The 19,945-nt window shown below is 43.2% G+C and carries 20 protein-coding genes and 2 pseudogenes; 17 read left to right on the top strand and 5 right to left on the bottom strand.

Features of this window, described 5'->3' with window-relative positions; all coding sequences use genetic code 11:
* Positions 1 to 5: 5 nt before the first annotated feature.
* The 10 genes from C505_RS0101040 to C505_RS0100995 all read left to right on the top strand — a co-directional run bounded on the left by C505_RS0101040 (position 6) and on the right by C505_RS0100995 (position 9,780).
* Complete coding sequence (locus tag C505_RS0101040; RefSeq protein ID WP_018690740.1) at positions 6 to 920, top strand: flagellin N-terminal helical domain-containing protein; 915 nt, start codon at positions 6 to 8, stop codon at positions 918 to 920.
* A gap of 458 nt (positions 921 to 1,378) precedes the next feature.
* On the top strand, positions 1,379 to 2,293 hold the full coding sequence (locus tag C505_RS0101035) for a flagellin N-terminal helical domain-containing protein (protein ID WP_018690739.1): 915 nt from the start codon (positions 1,379 to 1,381) through the stop codon (positions 2,291 to 2,293).
* Between the two features lie 86 nt (positions 2,294 to 2,379).
* Positions 2,380 to 2,820 carry a flagellar protein FlaG gene (locus tag C505_RS21045; RefSeq protein ID WP_018690738.1) on the top strand — a complete coding sequence of 147 codons (441 nt, stop codon included), beginning with the start codon at positions 2,380 to 2,382 and terminating at the stop codon, positions 2,818 to 2,820.
* Between the two features lie 37 nt (positions 2,821 to 2,857).
* On the top strand, positions 2,858 to 4,270 hold the full coding sequence (fliD, locus tag C505_RS0101025; protein ID WP_018690737.1) for a flagellar filament capping protein FliD: 1,413 nt from the start codon (positions 2,858 to 2,860) through the stop codon (positions 4,268 to 4,270).
* An 18-nt stretch (positions 4,271 to 4,288) separates the two neighbouring features.
* Positions 4,289 to 4,714 carry a flagellar export chaperone FliS gene (gene fliS, locus C505_RS0101020; protein WP_018690736.1) on the top strand — a complete coding sequence of 142 codons (426 nt, stop codon included), beginning with the start codon at positions 4,289 to 4,291 and terminating at the stop codon, positions 4,712 to 4,714.
* A 2-nt stretch (positions 4,715 to 4,716) separates the two neighbouring features.
* Positions 4,717 to 5,019, top strand: a complete 303-nt coding sequence (locus C505_RS0101015; RefSeq protein WP_211215037.1) for a hypothetical protein — start codon at positions 4,717 to 4,719, stop codon at positions 5,017 to 5,019.
* 19 nt (positions 5,020 to 5,038) lie between these two features.
* A complete protein-coding gene (locus tag C505_RS0101010; protein WP_018690734.1) occupies positions 5,039 to 7,135 on the top strand; it encodes a motility associated factor glycosyltransferase family protein in 2,097 nt (698 codons plus the stop codon).
* Complete coding sequence (locus C505_RS0101005) at positions 7,132 to 7,854, top strand: methyltransferase domain-containing protein (RefSeq protein ID WP_018690733.1); 723 nt, start codon at positions 7,132 to 7,134, stop codon at positions 7,852 to 7,854. The genes C505_RS0101010 and C505_RS0101005 overlap by 4 nt, the downstream gene beginning before the upstream one ends.
* Before the next feature lie 54 nt (positions 7,855 to 7,908).
* A complete protein-coding gene (locus C505_RS0101000) occupies positions 7,909 to 9,246 on the top strand; it encodes an NAD(P)-binding protein (RefSeq protein ID WP_018690732.1) in 1,338 nt (445 codons plus the stop codon).
* A gap of 39 nt (positions 9,247 to 9,285) precedes the next feature.
* Positions 9,286 to 9,780, top strand: a complete 495-nt coding sequence (locus C505_RS0100995; protein WP_157368707.1) for a hypothetical protein — start codon at positions 9,286 to 9,288, stop codon at positions 9,778 to 9,780.
* A gap of 321 nt (positions 9,781 to 10,101) precedes the next feature.
* Here the strand turns inward: C505_RS0100995 and C505_RS0100985 are convergent, their stop codons facing one another.
* Together C505_RS0100985 and C505_RS24180 are read right to left on the bottom strand one after the other, a co-directional pair.
* Positions 10,102 to 10,314 carry a hypothetical protein gene (locus tag C505_RS0100985; protein ID WP_018690729.1) on the bottom strand — a complete coding sequence of 71 codons (213 nt, stop codon included), beginning with the start codon at positions 10,312 to 10,314 and terminating at the stop codon, positions 10,102 to 10,104.
* 246 nt (positions 10,315 to 10,560) lie between these two features.
* A pseudogene (locus tag C505_RS24180) lies at positions 10,561 to 10,668 on the bottom strand (hypothetical protein); the annotation flags it as partial.
* Positions 10,669 to 10,790: 122 nt separating this feature from the next.
* Between C505_RS24180 and C505_RS24870 the strand changes: the two are divergent.
* Positions 10,791 to 11,078 (top strand): annotated as a pseudogene (locus C505_RS24870) (PAAR domain-containing protein); the annotation flags it as partial.
* 905 nt (positions 11,079 to 11,983) lie between these two features.
* On the top strand, positions 11,984 to 12,484 hold the full coding sequence (locus tag C505_RS0100970; protein ID WP_018690727.1) for a hypothetical protein: 501 nt from the start codon (positions 11,984 to 11,986) through the stop codon (positions 12,482 to 12,484).
* Between the two features lie 35 nt (positions 12,485 to 12,519).
* Here C505_RS0100970 and C505_RS0100965 read toward each other — a convergent pair whose 3' ends face one another.
* Positions 12,520 to 12,810, bottom strand: coding sequence for an HU family DNA-binding protein (locus C505_RS0100965; RefSeq protein WP_281167105.1), 291 nt, complete (start codon positions 12,808 to 12,810; stop codon positions 12,520 to 12,522).
* Positions 12,811 to 13,002: 192 nt separating this feature from the next.
* On the opposite strand from C505_RS0100965, the gene prfC reads away from it, so the two are divergent.
* The 4 genes from prfC (at position 13,003) to C505_RS24175 (ending at position 17,340) form a co-directional block, all read left to right on the top strand.
* Positions 13,003 to 14,589 carry a peptide chain release factor 3 gene (gene prfC / locus C505_RS0100960; protein ID WP_018690725.1) on the top strand — a complete coding sequence of 529 codons (1,587 nt, stop codon included), beginning with the start codon at positions 13,003 to 13,005 and terminating at the stop codon, positions 14,587 to 14,589.
* 69 nt (positions 14,590 to 14,658) lie between these two features.
* A complete protein-coding gene (argS, locus tag C505_RS0100955; protein ID WP_018690724.1) occupies positions 14,659 to 16,398 on the top strand; it encodes an arginine--tRNA ligase in 1,740 nt (579 codons plus the stop codon).
* 59 nt (positions 16,399 to 16,457) lie between these two features.
* Entirely contained in the window at positions 16,458 to 17,096 is a 639-nt protein-coding gene (pdxH, locus tag C505_RS0100950) for a pyridoxamine 5'-phosphate oxidase (protein ID WP_018690723.1), read from the top strand.
* Between the two features lie 94 nt (positions 17,097 to 17,190).
* Complete coding sequence (locus tag C505_RS24175) at positions 17,191 to 17,340, top strand: hypothetical protein (RefSeq protein ID WP_018690722.1); 150 nt, start codon at positions 17,191 to 17,193, stop codon at positions 17,338 to 17,340.
* Positions 17,341 to 17,599: 259 nt separating this feature from the next.
* Here C505_RS24175 and C505_RS0100940 read toward each other — a convergent pair whose 3' ends face one another.
* Entirely contained in the window at positions 17,600 to 18,184 is a 585-nt protein-coding gene (locus tag C505_RS0100940) for a porin family protein (protein ID WP_018690721.1), read from the bottom strand.
* 301 nt (positions 18,185 to 18,485) lie between these two features.
* Here C505_RS0100940 and C505_RS0100935 point away from each other — a divergent pair, with 301 nt between their 5' ends.
* Complete coding sequence (locus C505_RS0100935) at positions 18,486 to 19,019, top strand: DUF2059 domain-containing protein (protein ID WP_018690720.1); 534 nt, start codon at positions 18,486 to 18,488, stop codon at positions 19,017 to 19,019.
* A gap of 18 nt (positions 19,020 to 19,037) precedes the next feature.
* Here the strand turns inward: C505_RS0100935 and dapA are convergent, their stop codons facing one another.
* Positions 19,038 to 19,919: a 4-hydroxy-tetrahydrodipicolinate synthase gene (dapA, locus tag C505_RS0100930; protein WP_018690719.1), complete on the bottom strand. Its 882-nt coding sequence runs from the start codon at positions 19,917 to 19,919 to the stop codon at positions 19,038 to 19,040.
* Positions 19,920 to 19,945: the final 26 nt, after the last annotated feature.

Below are 19,945 nucleotides of genomic sequence, written 5' to 3'. Positions count from 1 at the left end.
CTGTTATGGCTTTATTTGTAAATACCAATACCTCGGCGTTAAATGCGCAACGTCAATTAATCAACTCTGGTAACGAACTGAATGATGCGTTTAAACGTCTTTCTTCAGGGTTAAGAATTAACTCAGCAGCAGATGATGCTGCGGGCCTACAAATTTCAAACCGCTTAACATCCCAAATTGCGGGTCTTGAGCAGGGTAACCGAAATGCAAACGACGGGATTTCATTGGCGCAAACGGCAGAAGGCGCTTTGGATGAAGTCACCAATATGTTGCAAAGAATGAGAACACTCGCACAGCAATCAGCGAATGGTTCAAATACAGACGCTGATCGTCTCTCACTGCAACAAGAAGTCTTAGCGCTTCGTGAAGAAATCAACCGTGTTGCGTCTGATACAACTTTTGGTGGCCAGAACCTGCTTGATGGTTCATACAACGGTACCTTCCAGGTAGGTGCAGATGCAAACCAGACTATTTCATTCACGATGTCAGCGGTAAAGGCAAACTCTGGTGCACAACTTTCACTGAATGGTGGATTTGCGCTTTCCGGTATTTCCGGTGCGGCATCAACGCTTGACCCAAATGGTGAGAATGCATCAGCAATCTTCCAGTCGAACACGACATTGTCTGTAAGTTCTGCAACAAATGCTCAATCAGTCCTTGCAAACATCGACTCGTTGATTGCGGTGGTTGACCGTAAGCGTGCAGAGCTTGGTGCGGTGCAGAACCGTTTCCAATCAACAATCCGTAATCAGTCGAACATCCATGAGAACCTTTCAGCAGCACGTTCTCGTATCCAAGATGCAGACTTTGCGGCAGAAACTGCGAAATTGACGAAAGAGCAAATCCTACAGCAAGCGAGTACATCGATTCTTGCTCAGGCGAACCAACGTCCACAAACAGCCCTGTCTTTACTGGGCTAACCCTCTCCCAAGGCAATCTTCTTCCTTTCGGTGCGGCTATGATGGTCGTGCCTTTTTCGTTTTAAAGTCCGTATATCATCCCTCGATATCAAGCATAAGCCTTCGCAGATTGCCTAGATTTCTAAGCATCAATTCAACAAAAATTTTTTGAAAAAAGCTGAAAACTTTCTAAAAAAAGGCTGCTTTAGAAATTTTTTTCGTAAAAAAGTGCATAAAAAACAGTCGAATGAAAATTAATTTTAAAAATTTAAAAATTTTCCTAAAGTCTAATTTTTGACCGCCGATAACAGCTATGAGAGGTTACACAAAAAATTTGGGCATCGTGTGATTTTCTCATTGGACTGTTTCCGATAGGAAACGGTTTATCGGGCAAAAAGCCGGTTTGGGCGACTGGCTTATACAGGGCTTGATTTCCGTGTCGGAAACGGTCCAGTGACAAAGCTTTTGAGGAGGCTATTATGACTTTATTTGTAAATACAAATTCATCTGCGATGAATGCTCAGCGTCAGTTACTGACATCTGGACTGGCGTTGGATCAAGCATTCAAGCGCTTATCGTCAGGGTTACGAATCAATAGTGCATCTGATGATGCAGCGGGAATGCAAATTGGGAATCGTTTGACCTCTCAAATTCAGGGGCTAGACCAAGGGATCCGAAATGCAAATGATGGTATCTCGCTGTCGCAAACCGCTGAGGGTGCATTGGATGAGATGACGACGATGCTGCAACGGATGCGGACATTGGCACAACAAGCGTCAAATGGTTCTAATACGGATACAGACCGTCTTTCGATTCAACAAGAAGTACATGATTTACGCTCTGAGATCAATCGGATTGCAACGGATACAACATTCGGTGGCCAAAATTTATTAAATGGCTCCTATAATGCTGCATTCCAAGTTGGTGCGAATGCGAACCAAACCATTTCCTTTACTTTAACGGCGGTGACTTCAAACTCTGGTGCACAAATCAGTGTCACAGGCGGTTTTCAACTTTCTGGGATTGCTGCGGCGGCAACAGCTTTAGACAATACTGCAACAAATGCTTCATCCTATTTTAAATCCACTACAACTTTATCTGTGAGTACTGCGGCAAATGCACAGTCGATTCTGGCAAATATTGATGTGCTTGTTGCGGTGGTTGATAGAAAGCGTGCTGAGTTAGGTGCTGCACAAAACCGTTTTCAATCTACAATCCGAAACCAAACGAACATCTCAGCAAATCTCTCCGCTGCGCGTTCACGGATCATGGATGCGGACTTTGCAACGGAAACAGCAGCATTGACTAGAGCGCAAGTACTTCAACAAGCGAGTACATCGATTCTGGCTCAGGCGAATCAGCGACCACAAATCGCGTTATCGCTACTTGGATAATTGAAAATAGGATAAATAATAGAAATAGCCGATACTTGATAGTAGAGTACTTGTCAAGTATCGGTTCTCTAGTTTGGAGGTATGTCATGGCGAACGATGTATTATCAGTGGCAACTGATCGGCTTTCGAATACCGAGTTGCCGGCAACATCTTCGTCTCGCGTTAATACCGATTTGTCGCAACCTTCTCAAGATAAAGCGAAGGATACTCCGGTAGAAAACGTTCAGGCGAAACAAGCGGCACAAAAGGTCAAAGAGACGCAAGAAGCACTCGAAGCAAGACCATTTGAAGCCTTGGAACAAACGATTACAGCAATCAACGAACTTGTGCCTATCACTAACACGACATTACAATTTCGTGTGGATGAAGACGCTGGAAAACAGATCGTGACAGTCTTTGATGCTGAGACTGATGATGTCATTCGGCAAATTCCATCGGAAGAATTTTTAAAAGTTGCTAAAAAAATCCAGCAACTGGCCGATGAACTAGGTAATGCCACGGGTCTGGTCTTTGATAGCAGCGTCTAACGGCACTTTATTTGCAGTAAAAACGGAGTGAAATATTATGCCACAAGTTACATCGGCGGGTGTAGGGTCTAACTTACCCCTAGAAGATATCATACAAGCGACTTTAAACGCTGAGCGAACACCACGTGAAAATCAGCTGAAGACACGTAAATCGCTGCTATCCGTCGAGCTTTCAGGGATTGGCAGTGTCAAATCTGCACTGAGCAGTCTGCAAACAGCGCTTAAAGAACTGAATCAAATCTCAAAATTCCAACAACGTACGACAAACATCACACAACCATCGAAAGGTGAAGTATTTACCGCAACGGCGACAAGTAATGCGACACCGGGGACGTTTGATGTCGAAGTCACGAATCTCGCACAAGGAACGCGAGCAGAATCTGCCGCCTTTGCATCGGGTAGTTCGACTGTTGTGACAGCTTCTGGTGGTACGCTGACATTTACTGCGGGTTCAAAAACTTTTGATGTCACACTTGCTGCAGGGGCGACTTTAGCCGATTTAAGAGAAGCGATTAACGATAAGTCTGATAATTTTGGCGTGAGTGCCAACATCATTAATACAAGTGCGACGGATGCACGCCTTGTTTACACTTCAAGTGAAACGGGTTCTGCAAATAATCTTGTTGTTACGGCAAGTACGGCTGAGTTAACTGCAGCAACGGTGGATGCAACTGGCTCTGGGGCTGGTGGTTCAATGAATATTGCTGCTGGTGAGCAGGCAGCAAATGCAAATGCTGTGATTGATGGTATTGCAGTCTCTAGTGCATCAAATACGCTTACAGATGTCATTCAAGATGTCACGATAACTCTAAAAGACAATACGCTAAAAACGGACGGCAGTGGCACGCACGAAAATGCGAAACTGGAAATCCTGACTGACAAAGAAAAAACCAAGGAAAATATCAACTCTTTTATCGAAGCATACAACACGCTCAAGGATACAATTGATGCTGTCACAGGTCCAGCCGGTGGTTTAGGTGGTGATACTTCTTTACGTACATTGGAAAATCAACTATTTAAAACATTAAGCTCAACGGTTCCAGGCGCAGGGAACTTAGAAACGCTGTATGATGTTGGCGTTGAAATTGATAATAAAGGGAAGCTCAGTCTGGATTCAACCAAGTTTGATTCTGCTGCGAATGATTCCTTTGATGATATCGGAACAATTTTTGCGGATGCAACCAATGGGGTCGCTACACAATTACTTTCATTCGTTGACCCATATCTTGGCTCAGGTGGTATATTTACGAAGCGTGAAGATAGCGTGAATGTTGAATTAAGGGCAGTCCAAAAAGATTTTGATGATTTAGATTTTCGAATGATTAAGCTGGAAGAAACGCTTCGTCAACAATACGCAGCTTTAGATAGCTTGGTTGCATCTTTGAGCTCAACAAGTGCTGGATTAACGCAAGCATTGTCCAGTCTACCTGGATTTACCAATAAGAGCTGATGACGAAAAGGTATTTGAATGCAAAATAGAAGTATTAAAGCGTACCAGAAGGACAATATTCGGAGTGAACTATCCGCTGCCGATCCGCATCGCATCATTCAGATGCTGATGCAAGGCGCGCTGGAGCGTCTCGCACAAGCAAAAGGCGCGATTGAACGCAAAGACTTGGAAGCGAAAAGCCAACTTCTATCCAAAGTCACTGCAATTTTGCACTCCCTTCGCGGTGCGTTGGATTTTGAAGTCGGCGGAGAGCTGGCACAAAACCTAGATGGTTTGTATGAGTACATGATTAACCGTGTAATGGATGCGAGTATCAATTTAGAACAGGAGCCATTGGATGAAGTCATGGCGCTGCTGGTGGAAATCAAAGGCGCTTGGGATGCAATCCCTGTTTCTGCAAGAGAAGAAGCCTTCGAAAAGCAAGCTGCGGCATCGGGTGGTTAATGATGGAGATCGCAGTATTATTGAAGCACGCACAAACAAGTAAAGAAGCGATGGATGTTGCATTGGAAGCAATGGATTTAGAGCAAGCGCAGCTGCTTGCAGATGACATCTCAAAGCAGGTTCAGGACTTTTTACAATCTCAAACACTGTCTCCGGAAAATTTAACGTCTTATCAGGCACTTCTTGATTTAATTGATGAAATGTCCTTGAATAGTCAAGAAGTACAAAAAAAACTCGGGGAGCAATTGACTCAACTTCAGCGCAGTAAAAAAGCAATCAGCTCCTACGAAAAACATAACTACTGATCATGCGCTGCAAAACCCAATGGATGAAATTGCCAAAACGCTGAAAGAAGCAGAACAGCTGCTTCTTCAGCTCCAACAACAATATACAAGCGAGCACCTCTTTCTTCGTGAATGCGAAAAAAGACGACAGAAAAACCTTAAAGCCTTCGAAAAGTATATTCCAGACATCGCCAAAAAATTCCAAGATTACCACGACGACATCAAGCTATTTCCCAATGAAGATGGCATGGGCAATGCGATCGACCCCATCAAAAATGTGCCCATTTACGATCAAGACCCCATCGCGCAGAGTAAAACTCAGGTCGAACAGATACTTTCCAATCCTACTTTTAGTTCCATTCATTTCAAACGTGGCGAAGACAACCCCCTCGGGTTTATTCATCTCAAACATATGAACGCCATCAGTGAGTTGTACTATGAGGCGAGGGAAAAGATGAAGCCGATCTCGCAAGTCCCAGATAGGATTGGTTGCGTCGTAATGTTTGGGATGGGTTTAGGCTATCACTTACCATTTTTATTAGAAAAAGTGGAAGTTGAGCATTTATTTATTTGTGAACCACGTAATGAGTTTTTTTATGCGAGTTTGTGCTGTTTTGATTGGGAAAGCCTACTCAAACATATTGATGAATCCGGTGGCTGTCTTTATTTAACGATTGGTACAACGTTTGAGTATTTTACTCAAGACTTTTTGGATGAAATTCGTGATAAAGGCACCTCAGTGGCAACGAGAGCACTGATTTATCAGCATTACCCATCCGAAGCATTGACGAAGATTATTGAGCGATTCCAGGAAGAATATCACCTGACTGCGATGGGGTGGGGATTTTTCGATGATGCCGTGATCAGCGTCTCCCAAGCATACCGGAATATCAAAGCGAATATTCCGACACTACTGGCTGAAATTAAACTTCCTCGAAAGTATCAAAATATGCCTGTTTTTTTGGTGGGAAATGGCCCCTCACTCGATCAGTGTATTGAAGTCTTAAAAGAGAATGAACATAAAGCCGTAGTGATTGCCTGCGGTTCTGCGGGGGCAACATTGATCAAGCTTGGGATCATTCCAGATTTTCAGATCTCTCTTGAGCGAACATCATTCACGACCGATTGGTACGTCGAAGTGCTAGGAAGAGAAACCTGTAAACAGCTTAACTTCCTAACAGTGAATATTATGCATCCTGATGCATTGCAATTGTTCAAGTGGAGTGGGTCGGGGATCAAGCCGGGTGAGGCAGGGAGCGTCATTGAATATCAGTTTTTGGATACGAAACGCAAATTCAGGCATTTTTCATTCTGTAATCCACTAGTGGCGAATACTGCGTTGGCCTATGCGGTGGCCTTTGGATTCAAAGATATTTATTTATTCGGGATTGATAATGGCTACAAAGACCTATCTTACCATCATTCGAAAAGTAGTGTTTATTACGATGCTGATGGCAATGAGAAAAAAGCATTATCCAAAATCGTCGCGCAAAAAGACTTGGAAGTAGAAGGAAACTTTGGTGGCGTCGTGTATACCTCCCATTTTTATGACACTGGGCGCTTTTTCTTAGAACGCCTGTTGCAATTAGTGAAAGTGAACTGCTTTAACTGTAGTGATGGGGCAAAAATTGAAAGTGCATTCTCGGTTTATCCAGAAGATGTAATGATCATGGATGTCGACTTTGCCAAAGAAGAGCTAGTGACATACTTGAAAGACCATGCGTTCGAAAAACCCTATTACACCGCAAAAGATTTCGAGGCGCTCATTCATTTGGATCAATTTGATGAAATGTGTGATGACATGGTGGATCAAGTCAAAGGGCCATTCAAATCAAGAAGTGAGGTGTCAAAAGCGCTGCAAAAGCAATCTCGCTATGTCGCTTCTTTCGCGCAGACAACATATCGTCATTTGTACTTTTTGTTGGATGGTTCTGTCACCTATGCTCATGCGACGATCCGGATGATGTTGTTCTCTTTTGAGGATGAAAAAGAAACGCTCAAAATTGTCCGCAAGATGTTGTCGATGTGGCAGGACTATATTCGGGATATGAAGATTGTGTATCGAGAGAACTGGAACCAGCCTTATTGTGAAGAAACGCATCATTTGATTGAGGAGTTTAAGGATAAAAAGTCATGAAAGATGCCTACGATCTATATCGTCAATTTGCAAAAGATAAAGAGAGCCCAACAGAGAAGGTCGGCCGGTTTGATTCGCAGGTAGAAAATGAGAAGTATATTTTCAAAGATGTGCTGCAAAAAATGACACGTTTTCAAGAGTCATGTGACATTGTGTTGGATGTCGGTTGTGGTTGTTCACTTCCGGCGAAAGAACTCATGGCGTACACCAAAAAGAACAAGCAAAAGTTGTACTTGATAGATAGCGAAGAAATGCTGACCCAATTGGATGACGAACCTCATATTCATAAAATTGAAGGTTTTTTTCCAGAAGTTGACTTACCCAAGGGGCTGACCAAAACCGGAGCGGACATTATTATCTGTTACAGCGTATTTCACTTGGCGTTGCAGGATATTTCTTATTTGAAATTTGTGGATGCCTTGGTCACTTTGCTGGCCCCAGGCGGACAACTTTTGTTAGGGGATATTGCCAATCACAGTAAAAAGAAACGTTTTTTAAGTTCGGAAAAAGGGCAGGCATTTCATAAAGCCTGGAGTGGTCAAGAGGAGGTCCCGCCAGTGCATTGGAACCAGCTAGAAGCGGATATTCTTGATGACTCAATTGTTTTGGCCATGATGCATCGTTATCGCAATATGGGGTACGAGACGTATATATTGCCACAAACACTTCCCTTACCATTTCATTATACCCGAGAAGATATGTTGATTTGTCGTTGGTAAAGATCGTTTTCATTCAGCCGATATAATAAAGAGCGAGCAAAAGAGGTTGGGTTTATGAGCTCAGTCAATCTAGTGGTAGGCGGGGGAATTGCCGGGATCGTGACGGCAATTTTAGCCGCGCAGAAATTCCCACAGACTCCTGTTTATCTTATCGAAAAAGAATCTTCAGTTGGTGGGTTATTACGTTCAACTGAAAAAGCACCTGGATTGTTTTTCGATTATGGCTCTCATTGCCCTGTTGAATCAACCAATCAAGCGCTTAATGAACTTCTTTATGCAGATCTCAATGATGATTTCTATGCTTTCAAAACCTTAGCGGGTGGTAGTTACTTCGCTGGTCAATATTTCAATCAAACACAATTACTGAATGCAACCTCAACTTCATATGCTGCGCAAGCGTTGTCTGAGTTGCGTGTTTGCACCAAAACTTCACAATTCAATACAGGGAAGAGTTTGTCAGCGCTGATTAAAAATACTTATGGTGAGACTGTCGCGAAAGCATTTATAGGTCCGATCATGCAAAAATTGATGGGTGCGACATTGGAAGATCTTCATCCAAATGCACATCTTCTTTTTGGGCTGAATCGGCTTGTACTTGGCTCAGCAGATCAGATGCGAGAGCTGAAGCAGGAAGAAAACTTTGATCGTGTTTTAGGGTTTGCGTCTTTCCGGGAGGGCATTTCGCCATACAATAAATATTATCCTAAAAACCACCAGGGAATTGATTTGTGGACACAGCGGCTATTCAACAAGGCAGAATCTGTTGGTGTGAAAGTGTTGACTGGTGTGGGGTTGCAATCACTTGATATCGACAATGGGCAGATTACTTGTGGATGTTTAGATCAAGGACAGAAAATAAACATCAAGCACTTGTATTGGACGATCCCGCCTTTCTTATTGTTGAAGCTCGGTCAGGTAAACTATCAACCCGCTTATCGACCAAGCTTTCGTAAAACGCAACTAGCGCACTTTGTCGTCGATAAACCTTTCTGTGTCGATAATTATCATATCTACTGCTGGGAGCCATCGATGTCGAGTTTTCGTATTACTTTGTACAACAATATCCCTGAGCATAAACCGCTTGGAGCACCCTTTAAATGTACCGTGGAGCTGATGATGGGCTCAGAAAAGCCGGAATTGACTCAAGATGAAATCACCCAAGAATTAATCACAATGGGGATCATTGATACCACCCACCAAGTCACTCAGTTCTATGAAGATATTATCCCCGTTGGTTTCCCTGCATATACCATAAAATTTGTAGAGGAATTACAGAATCAACATCAGGCAATTGTTTCAGCACTGAAAAACGTCTCTTTATTTGGCAAAGCAAGCGCAAAAAACTTTTTTATGCATTATGTGTTGAATGAAATTCATCAAAGCCTGTCATGATGTCGCAGATACCGAGTATACATCTTCAATAATGGCGTATTGAAACGCTTCAAGGACATTACGGGCCTGTCCTACACCTACAGCATCGAGGATGCGATATTCGACGGGGATGTCAACCGCAGGCTATTGATGAAAGTCACGGGTCTGAACAACAGCGTTGAATCGTCCACGCCTGCCGTACTCGAAGTCGAAAACCCAATTCCAAATGCACCAGGGGGTTTAGGCACAAGACTTAGACAAGACACCGAAACACATGCCTCTTTCACACTGTACTGGAACCGAGTCGTTGTACCAGACCTTGAAGGGTACAAAGTGTGGGCTGGAGATTCACCAGATTTTACCCCATCGGATGACACGCTAGTTTATCAAGGTGACCAGCTTGAAACTGATATCGTGATTGAGAAATACGATGATGATGAGAAGCCGGATACACCGAATGTGCTTCGAGAAAAATACTGGTGCGTTGGGGCATTTGACTGTTGGGGTGATGAGGTTGGATTGAGTGGAGTGAAGAGGGTTGAACAAATAGCATAAGATTAGTAGGACTAACGATGACTTCAAAAACTATTGTTAGCCTCATCTCTCAATTGCAGCCGATATTCTACTTTTCCCCTCGCACATGAACGGGCCTATATTCGTTGTTAGCATCCCTTTTAGAAGTCAGTATTGTTTTTAGATGATCACTATATTTGTAATAATCAGGATTTATAACTTGCCCCACCTTTTTCCAGTTTCCTGAAAAATATGTTTGACACCCATATGCACTAAAGTCGTTTTCGCTTATTACTCCTAAGTTTATCTCTAAATCTTGATTGGGCTGTAGCGTACTTGTTTGATATTTATCGTGTAGCATGTCTATTGCAATGCCCCATCCTTTGTCATTAAGCACCGCGTTGTTTCTAAACTCTTCACCTCTGCCCCAGTGTTTTTTACATAATCTTCAATCTTGTTTGATTCAGGCTCTAACACATGCTTTTTCTCAAAGCCTTCTCCATATCTAAATGATAATTGATTGGTAGGAGTTTTTAGTTGTTGCTGCTGTTGTTGATGTTGTTGCTGTTGTTCCATCGAGTTTCCACCTTTTGATGTATGTACTTGATGGACGAGGTTTTGTTTTATCTGTGAACAAAATCCAACTTATTGAGGTTACCTCACATCACCCCATCCCCAAAAAACGCTTAATCTCCTCGCCCCAAACCCCAGAATAATCAAAAAATTAAATCCCACCTTAGTCCGCATGGTTCAAGGGCTGCACTAATAACGGCACCTTGGGGAGCACCCGATTATAAAGGCTTTCGCTGATTTATCATACCCTTATTCCATTTCCCAAAATCCCCCATTTACAAATTCTTTCAACGAATTCCCAGCCGAAAAGCTTGGCACCTTAACTGTTGTTACTTTCATTGACTCGCTTGTTTGTGGATTCCATTGAGTGCTTTTCTATCCGTAATACTTTTTAGTTTAAAAAATTTTACCTATCTTCACAGCCTATTGATTTGATGAAATAATATGGCCTCAAATCAAAAGGAAGAGGTCAGAATAAGATGGGAAAACCCGCCGCAACACTCACACACATGCACGTTTGCCCCAAAGTTGAACCAGGACCCGTCCCCCATGTCGGTGGGCCAATCGTACAAGGTTCGCCAGATGTCTCTATCGGAGGTCTCCCTGCTGCACGAAAAGGGGATAAGATTGTTTGTGTTGGCCCGCCAGATACAATCAATAGTGGTTCCTCGGGTGTCTTTATCAATGGAAAACCTGCTGCCAGAATGGGCGACTCGACAGAGCATGGCGGCAAGATCATCGTTGGTAATACGACGGTGATCATCGGTGAACAATGCTCTGTTTTACCAGTAGATATTGACGAAATGGAAGCGAAACAAGTCGAACCGGATGGGCTGAAAGATGCGAAACAAAAGTTGGCTGAATCAAGAGAGAAAATCAAAGCAGAAGGATATAGCCCCAAATATTCAGATGACGAATTAAAAACACAGGTTGAGTTTGGTAACGTTGCGAACGAACAATACCATGTTCGGTTTATGGAATCGAAGTTTTTAGTGGATGAACGGAATACACCAAATATCCCTCTCAGTGGTCAAATGGGTGGTCCTGTTCACCTAAGAGAAGGGACGGGTGTCAAATACTGGTCTACAACGTTCGATCAGTTAGAAGATGCTGATACAGACCCAGAAATCATCTGCAAAAAACTCGGTTTAACATACGACCCCGAAGAGAGTTACAGCCTATTGATAGTCGATACTCATAAAGCGAAGGAAATATCTGGAACGGTTAGCCTTGTCCCTACATTTGAAAAGCTCGGGGAATTTGCAGATGAGCAACTTGAGCACCGATTTGAAGAAGGTATTGTTGAAGAAATCATGACGCCTGAATACCAAGAAGACTTCAATGAGATATATAACGAGGCTGAAAAGGAAAAAATGAGCCTTTGGGATCCAAGTAAACTCAAGGAGTTCTCAATAGATAAGGAACTCTCTCCTTCAGAGAATAAAAACCTAAAATCGCGAATTGAGTTGTACAGGCATACTGGTGCAAATGAAGATTTTCTTGGCACTGGGTTGACTAAAAATAACAACCAAGATGTATCTCAAGAGTTTGGTGTGGTAGAGACGTACAATATTGATCACTCCCCTCAAAAATTAAGCTTGCTTAAAGACGAAGGAGCGATTTCCATCATTGAGAACATTCGGCCAACAAGGAATAGAGGGTAGTACAAATCATGTTAACAAACGTTCCTAAAATTACAGATCATAACCATATCCCTTCTGAGTTTTTGTTGTTAGGCACATACCCAAATTTTTGGGAGCCAGAAAGAGATGAATATTTCTACAACTTCAAAGGAACTCATCTAGTCATTTTTAGCTTTTCTACTACGAAGAAAGGGAAATACATGACGAACCAAGTTGAGCTTCCTTTAGAGGTATTACCTTGGGTTACAAAACAGTTAAGACGATTTGATACTCCTGAACGTCTAGGCGGAATTCCTTCAGATAAAGTTGCTGAAACGATAGAATTTAGAGGTGAACACATAGGGATAAGTTGCGGTCCCTGTGTTGGAGGGCCAGATATTCCGGGCTATACAGTCTGGAATTCAGCGCGTAAAGATGACTTTTTTGATACTGTTCAAGACTACCAGCTTCCGATCCCTTGGTTAGACTCTGGATTCCGCGACTTCTGGAAATCAATGTCAGATAAATTCTTTCCCCAAGGCTGGGTTTAACCAAATTTGCCGCAGTTAACCCTGCGGCTCACGCATCACCCATTCACAAATTCTTTCAACGACTTCCCAGCAGAAAAGCTTGGCACTTTAGCCGCTGCGATTTTCATTGATTCACCTGTCTGCGGATTACGCCCCAGACGCTCTTTTCTCTCATTCACTTTGAATGTACCAAAGCCAACGAGTGAAACTTGATCACCTTCCTCAAGCGCTGAGCTGATAGATTCAAGAATGCCGTTAAGTGCTTTGCTTGCTGTTGTTTTTGGAATGTCAGCTTCGTGGGCAATTTTGGCGATGAGTTCTGATTTGTTCATTTGTGGTGTCCTAATATGCTTTATTGTATTTTGGATAAAATAAAACCTATTTTTAGTATGAGGTCAAGCCTTAGAGCATGCGCTACATAGCAATTTTACCTAGGTCTGATATAATTCGCCGATTCGAATTTTAACTTGCGGCCTTACACATAGGGTAACCACAAAAAGTGTGTACATGGCTGTGTACAAATTTAAAGATTTATTCCTATGGTAAATAAGCAAATCGAAGAGCAGGTAAGGCGTAGAAGGTGCTTTGCAATCATCTCGCACCCGGATGCCGGTAAGACAACGATCACCGAAAAAGTTCTCTTGTTTGGACAGGCGTTGCAAAAAGCAGGGACTGTGAAAGGAAAGAAATCAGGTCAGCATGCAAAATCTGACTGGATGGAGATGGAAAAGGAGCGGGGTATTTCCGTGACAACGTCTGTCATGCAATTTCCTTATCATGATGCTTTGGTCAACCTACTTGATACGCCTGGACACGAAGACTTCTCTGAAGATACATATCGAACGCTCACCGCTGTTGATTCTTGTTTGATGGTGATTGACGGTGCGAAGGGTGTCGAGGACCGGACGATCAAGCTTATGGAAGTGACGCGTCTGCGTGATACCCCAATTGTAACCTTCATGAACAAATTGGACCGTGATATCCGTGATCCAATTGAGTTGATGGATGAAGTTGAAGAAGTTCTGAACATCGCATGTTCACCAGTGACCTGGCCGATTGGCATGGGTAAAGAATTCAAAGGTGTTTACCATATTTTGCGTGATGAAGTGATCCTCTATCAGCAAAGCATGGGCCATACGATCCAGGACTCTGAGGTGATCAAGGGCATTGATAACCCTGAGCTGGATGAGAAAATTGGCGATTATGCTGAGCAGCTTCGGGAAGAAATGGAGCTGGTCATGGGCGCATCTCATGAGTTTGATTTGGCAGCATTCTTGGCGGGTGAATTAACCCCTGTCTTTTTTGGTACTGCACTCGGAAACTTCGGTGTTGATCATATGTTGGACGGTTTGGTTGATTGGGCACCAGCACCGCTTTCTCGTTCTACAGACGTCCGTGAAGTTGAATCGACCGATACAAAATTCAGTGGTTTCGTCTTTAAAATTCAGGCGAATATGGATCCAAAACACCGTGACCGAATTGCCTTTATGCGTGTTTGCTCAGGTAAATACGAAAAAGGGATGAAGATGCGCCATGTGCGAATTGGCAAAGATGTCAGAATTTCTGATGCTCTGACCTTCCTTGCTGGTGATCGTGCACAGGTGGAAGAAGCTTATCCTGGTGATATCATTGGATTGCACAATCACGGTACAATCCAAATCGGAGACACCTTTACGGGTGGTGAAGAAATGAAGTTCTCGGGTATTCCAAACTTCGCCCCAGAGCTTTTCCGTCGTATTCGTTTGAAAGATCCATTGAAGCAAAAACAGCTACAAAAAGGGTTGATTCAGTTATCAGAAGAAGGTGCGGTTCAGGTCTTCCGTCCACTTGATAACAATGACTTGATCGTCGGTGCGGTTGGTGTCCTTCAGTTTGATGTCGTTGTTCACCGTTTAAAATCAGAATATAACGTTGAAGCCATCTACGAATCCGTAAATGTGACAACGGCGCGTTGGGTTGACTCAGAAGACGCCAAGAAAATTGAAGAATTGCGCCGGAAAGCGAGCATAAACCTGGCTCTGGATGGTGGTGATAATCTGACTTATATTGCACCGACAATGGTGAATTTAAATCTAGCCATCGAACGCTACCCGGATGTAACTTTCCGTAAAACCCGTGAACACTAACGCGTTTTGTTGAAACGAGCACTTTTAGCGATACCTTTTAAGCGACCAATATTTAGCGAATAAAATGGCATGAATATTAGAGAGTTATTAACACAAAAAGCACAGGCTGCCATGATTGCAGCCGGACTCCCGGAAGATACAAATCCAGCACTGACCCCAAGTAAGCGTGCTGGATTTGGTGACTATCAAATTAATGGTGCCATGGGTGCGGCAAAAAAACTAAAAACAAACCCGCGCGAACTCGCACAAAAGCTTGTCGATAATCTGGAATTAGATGGCATTGCCTCAGAGATTGAAATTGCAGGCCCTGGTTTTATCAATATTCATTTGAATCAAGACTGGTTGGCGGATGCGCTAAGTACAGCACGTGAAGATGCTCGCCTTGGTGTGTCTGTCCGTAAAAACCCGCAGACGGTTGTTGTGGATTATTCAGCGCCAAACCTGGCAAAAGAAATGCACGTGGGTCACCTGCGCTCTTCCATCATCGGTGATGCGGTTGTACGTGCGCTGGAGTTCCGCGGCGATAAAGTGATCCGCCAAAACCATATTGGTGACTGGGGTACACAATTCGGTATGCTGCTTGCGCATTTAAGCGATCAGTTAGCGGCGAACGAAATTGCAGAGACAGCACTGTCTGATCTGGAAGAATTCTATCGTGCGGCAAAAAAGCGCTTCGATGACGAAGAAGGCTTTGCCGATCGTGCACGTGACTATGTCGTGAAGCTGCAAGGTGGTGACGAGCAATGTCTCGCATTATGGCAGCGTTTTATCGATATTTCTTTGAAGCACTGTGAAGAAGTTTACGAAAAGCTCAACGTCACACTTAAACGTGAAGATGTAATGGGTGAGAGCGGTTATAACGATGACCTAGCAAATGTCGTTCGTGAGTTACAAGAGCAAGGCTTAGCAGTTGAAGACCAAGGAGCGCAGGTTGTTTTTCTTGAAGAAATGAAAAACAAAGAAGGCGAGCCGATGGCGGTGATCATTCAAAAGTCTGGTGGTGGCTACTTGTATAGCACAACCGATCTGGCAGCGATGCGTTACCGTTCATTCAAACTCGATGCAGATCGGATCATTATCTTTACGGATAACCGTCAGTCATTGCACTTCAATCAAATCCAAATCGTCGGTCGTCAGGCTGGGTTTATCCGTGAAGAGACAACCTATGAGCACTGCCCATTTGGGATGATGCTTGGCTCTGATGGCAAGCCGTTCAAAACCAGAACTGGTGGCACAATCAAGCTGGCAGAACTGCTTGAAGAAGCGGTTGAGCGTGCTGAGAAGTTGATGTCTGAGCGTGAGTCCGATCTCAGTGAGTCTGAGATGAAAGAGATCGCGCGTAAGGTGGGCATCGGTGCTGTGAAGTTTGCTGACTTATCAAAAAACCGCACAAGCGATTACACCTTCAACTGGGACCATATGCTCAGCTTTGATGGCGCAACGGCACCTTATCTTCAATATGCATATACGCGTGTTCAAAGTATCTTTAGAAAAGCAGGTGTTGATGCGGCAACATTAACGGATAATATCAAGCTTGAAGCAGAGCAAGAAAAGGCATTAGCACTCAAATTGCTTCAATTTGAAGAAGTGGTTGATCAGGTGATCGCAGATGCTTATCCACACTTCCTCTGTGCATATTTGTTTGAGCTGGCGAGCCAATATATGAGCTTCTACGAAGCCTGCCCAGTATTGAAAGAAGGTGTGGAACCAGCACTGAAGAACAGCCGTCTGATGCTATGTGACTTAGTTGGGCGCACACTCAAACTTGGTTTGGATTTATTGGGGATTGAAGTCACGCAACAGATGTAGTGGCTTCTGATGTTAATTTGGCCAGTGCAGTCTGGCCAAATGATCTGAGGAGATCGACTATGGTCAAAGTATCTGATATACGTCGTGAATATGATCTTGCGAAGCTGTCGGAAGAAGAGCTGGATCCAAATGCACTCAAACAATTCGAGAGTTGGATGCATGATGCTATCGAAATGGGGTTAAAAGACCCCACAGCCATGACAGTGGCGACTGTTGACGCAGAAGGTCAACCATCGCAACGGATTGTATTGCTCAAAGAGCAAAACGAAGACGGTTTTATTTTTTATACCAATCTGGAGAGCCAAAAAGCACAAGATTTGGCACAAAATCCAAAAATTTCCCTGCACTTTCCTTGGCATAGCATCGAACGCCAAGTTATCGTATACGGTGAAGTGGAGCAACTCCCAACCGCGAAGGTGCTCAAGTATTTTCTATCCCGTCCTAAAGAAAGCCAGTTAGCCGCATGGGCCTCAGCGCAAAGTCGTCCAGTGTCCTCTAGACAGGCGCTGATGAGCAAATTTCAAGAAATGAAACAACGCTTTGGGCAAGGTGAAATCACCCTACCTAAATTTTGGGGAGGGTACTTGGTGAAGCCGCATAAAATCGAGTTCTGGCAGGGTGGGGAAAGCCGCCTGCATGATCGGTTTATGTATACAAAAACAGACTCTGGCTGGTCCATTGAACGACTGATGCCATAAAATTCAACTGAATAGATTTCACAATCTGTTGATTTCCCCGTCGCAAATTTCCCCGTCGCAAATTTTGGGCATACCAAATTTTGGGGAAATCAACATGACATCACAACAACATCCACACCATGAGCTGATTACGCTTGATCAGAATATGATTACAGGCACCGATCATGATATGTCTGGACCAAACCGTTGGCTCCCAGCGATTGGTGAACCAGAAATTTCATTCCAGTCTAGCAAGAGGAAGTGATTACATTACCCCATGTACACTTACAACCATTTGAAACTTATGTTTTGACCGACGACCAAAAACTTTGAACGTTCGGCAAGTGGCGCCCTGAAAGAAGTTTCAAATGCTTTGCAGTGCCCTAAGAATGGAAATCGACAGACCCTAGAAGCTTAAGCTTATCTTTGAAGAGGTGAACAATGCCACCTCTTCGTTGTTTTCAAAGCACATGATGACAAAAATGTAGTCATGGTTAAGAAATAAGTGCTGGAGAGAGTGGCTGTTAGAAATTGTAACTAAACGTCAGGTTGAGACCATTATACTGTCCAATAAACTCTTTCTTATCAAAATAACGAATAGCCTCCAACCCAAGTTTTGCTCTTGGTGTCAGATGTAAATCCATACCAAGTCCATAGGCAAAGCTCCACTCATAATCGGATACTTTTTCATTAAATTTAGCGTTGTTATTGTCCTTGTAGTCCGTATCGAACTTTCCACGCGTTCCACCAGCTAACCCATAGATACTTGCAACATGCTTGATTGGAAATGTCCCTTTTGCGAACAATGAAAGCCCATGATAACTGAACTCTGTTTTTCCTTGTGGCGCACCACCATCATCATTGATGAGGACATCATCACTTCGCGTGTTGATAATTGCATGTGCTTCGAGGCCTAAATATGGAATAAAATCATATCCAGCTTCCAGTTTGATCGCGCCTAACTTTGCGTTTTCACGGTTTTCATCTAACTGAAGGTCTCCCATCTGGAAGCCGAATCCAGCGTAAAATTTGGAGAAGTTATTTTTTGCGAACGATTGTGAGCTGGTCGTTGCAAGAAGTATAGCGACTGCGAGTGACTTAGTTTTCATTTTAATCCTAGGTAAATACAACTTTTCTATCATATAAGAAAAAAATACGGCGGGGATTCTAATTCAAAGGAGTAATTAACACAATTAAGAGTCAGTCTTTAGTTTTATTTATTGGTGGTTTCCGTTGATGCGTATTCCTCATTTCTTTGATTATGTTTGTATATTGATCGAAATAGTTCTCCCGAGTAACATAAGTGGACACTGGCGTGGAAACATATATTTTACAAGCTTTGGTTGGATTCTATATAATGCGCTAGCTTTAAAATGGTTCGATAAAAAATCTCTAGGTCTAGGAGTCGCTGTGAAGGCATTACACGTTTTGCTTGTTCTTTTTTGTTTACTCTCTTCGTCAGTCATGGCAGCAGCGACACCTGAACAGCTTGCTGCGGCTGAGAAATTATTGAAAGTCATGGGTTCAGATTTAGTTTACGAACAATATCTAGACCAGATGGATAGTGATTTAGAAGCAACTTTTCAAAGAGAATTATCTGGCCTTCAACCATCTGATAATGAAAATGCAATTGCCAAGCAGTCCAAAGCAGAAACTGCAAATGTGATCCGAGAAGCACTGGCTTGGAAAAAAGTTCGCACACAAATTATGTATGCTTATGCTGAAGAGTTTCAACTCAATGAGCTGCAACGATTGACTGCTTTCTATCAATCTCCCCTAGGCAAAAAGGCTTTGAACAAATTGCCCAGTTTGAACCGCACGGCAATGCGTCAAATGCAACTTGCGTTATTGAAGGTGACACCAAAGCTGGAAGAAATTAAGAAAGATATGGTGAAAGACCTCAAAGCAAGCTTAAAAGCCAGAGGTGAGGTCGGTTTCAATTAATCGCTTTAAACGATACGATCAGGCCGGGTGAAAGACTCGGTCTAATAGACTCAGGTAATTTTCTTTTTCATGATCCGAAATGGATTGTAACGGTGGGCGTGTATTTCCTGTAGAAACCCCTCGGAATTGACAACCAAGTTTTGCTTTTTGGTTGTAGTTTTCTGACTCCATGTGCTGGACAATAGGCAGTAATTGTTTCATCCACTTTTTCATTTCAACATATCGCTCTTCTATACCCGCGTGATAGATTTCGACATGTAGCTCAGGCAAGAAATTCGCAGCTCCTGCTATCCAAGCTTTGGCTCCCCAGTAAAAGTAATCTGCTGCTTGATCATCAGAACCACAGACTACGGAAAAGTCATCCTTTGATTGGCTCAGGAGTGCAATGGCTCGACTAAAATCACCACTGCTTTCTTTGATGCCAATAATATTGGCATCAAAGCTGAGTTCGTGAACCGTCTCCAACGAAATTTCGACGCCAGTTCTGGCTGGGAAATTATACATAATGATGGGAAGATCCACCGCTTCACTCACCGATTGATAGTGATAAATGATTTCTGACTGGCTGGGTAAACAATACGCAGGTGGTGCAAGCATCAGTCCTTGGTATCCGAGTGCTTTTGCTTGTTTGGCTTTTTCAATCGAACCTGCTGTACATGTATCATTGACTCCTGCAATCAGTTGCACACGCTGATCAACGACATTGGCAATATGTGCCATAACATCGTGCTGTTCTTTCTGACTCAATGCATACGACTCTCCTGTTGTTCCCGAGGCAATAATACCGCTAACACCTGCGTTGATCTGTAATTCAATGAGGGAAGATAATGCACGGAAATTGATTTTTTCCTCATGATCAAATGGTGTGATCACTGGCACATAAATACCCTGTAGTTTCATATTGCCTCCGAAATTTTAAATCAAGT

This window comes from Algicola sagamiensis DSM 14643 (assembly GCF_000374485.1).
Lineage (GTDB): Bacteria > Pseudomonadota > Gammaproteobacteria > Enterobacterales > Alteromonadaceae > Algicola > Algicola sagamiensis.
The sequence above is the reverse complement of the archived record's forward strand: the minus strand, read 5'-3'. Positions and strand labels throughout refer to the sequence as shown.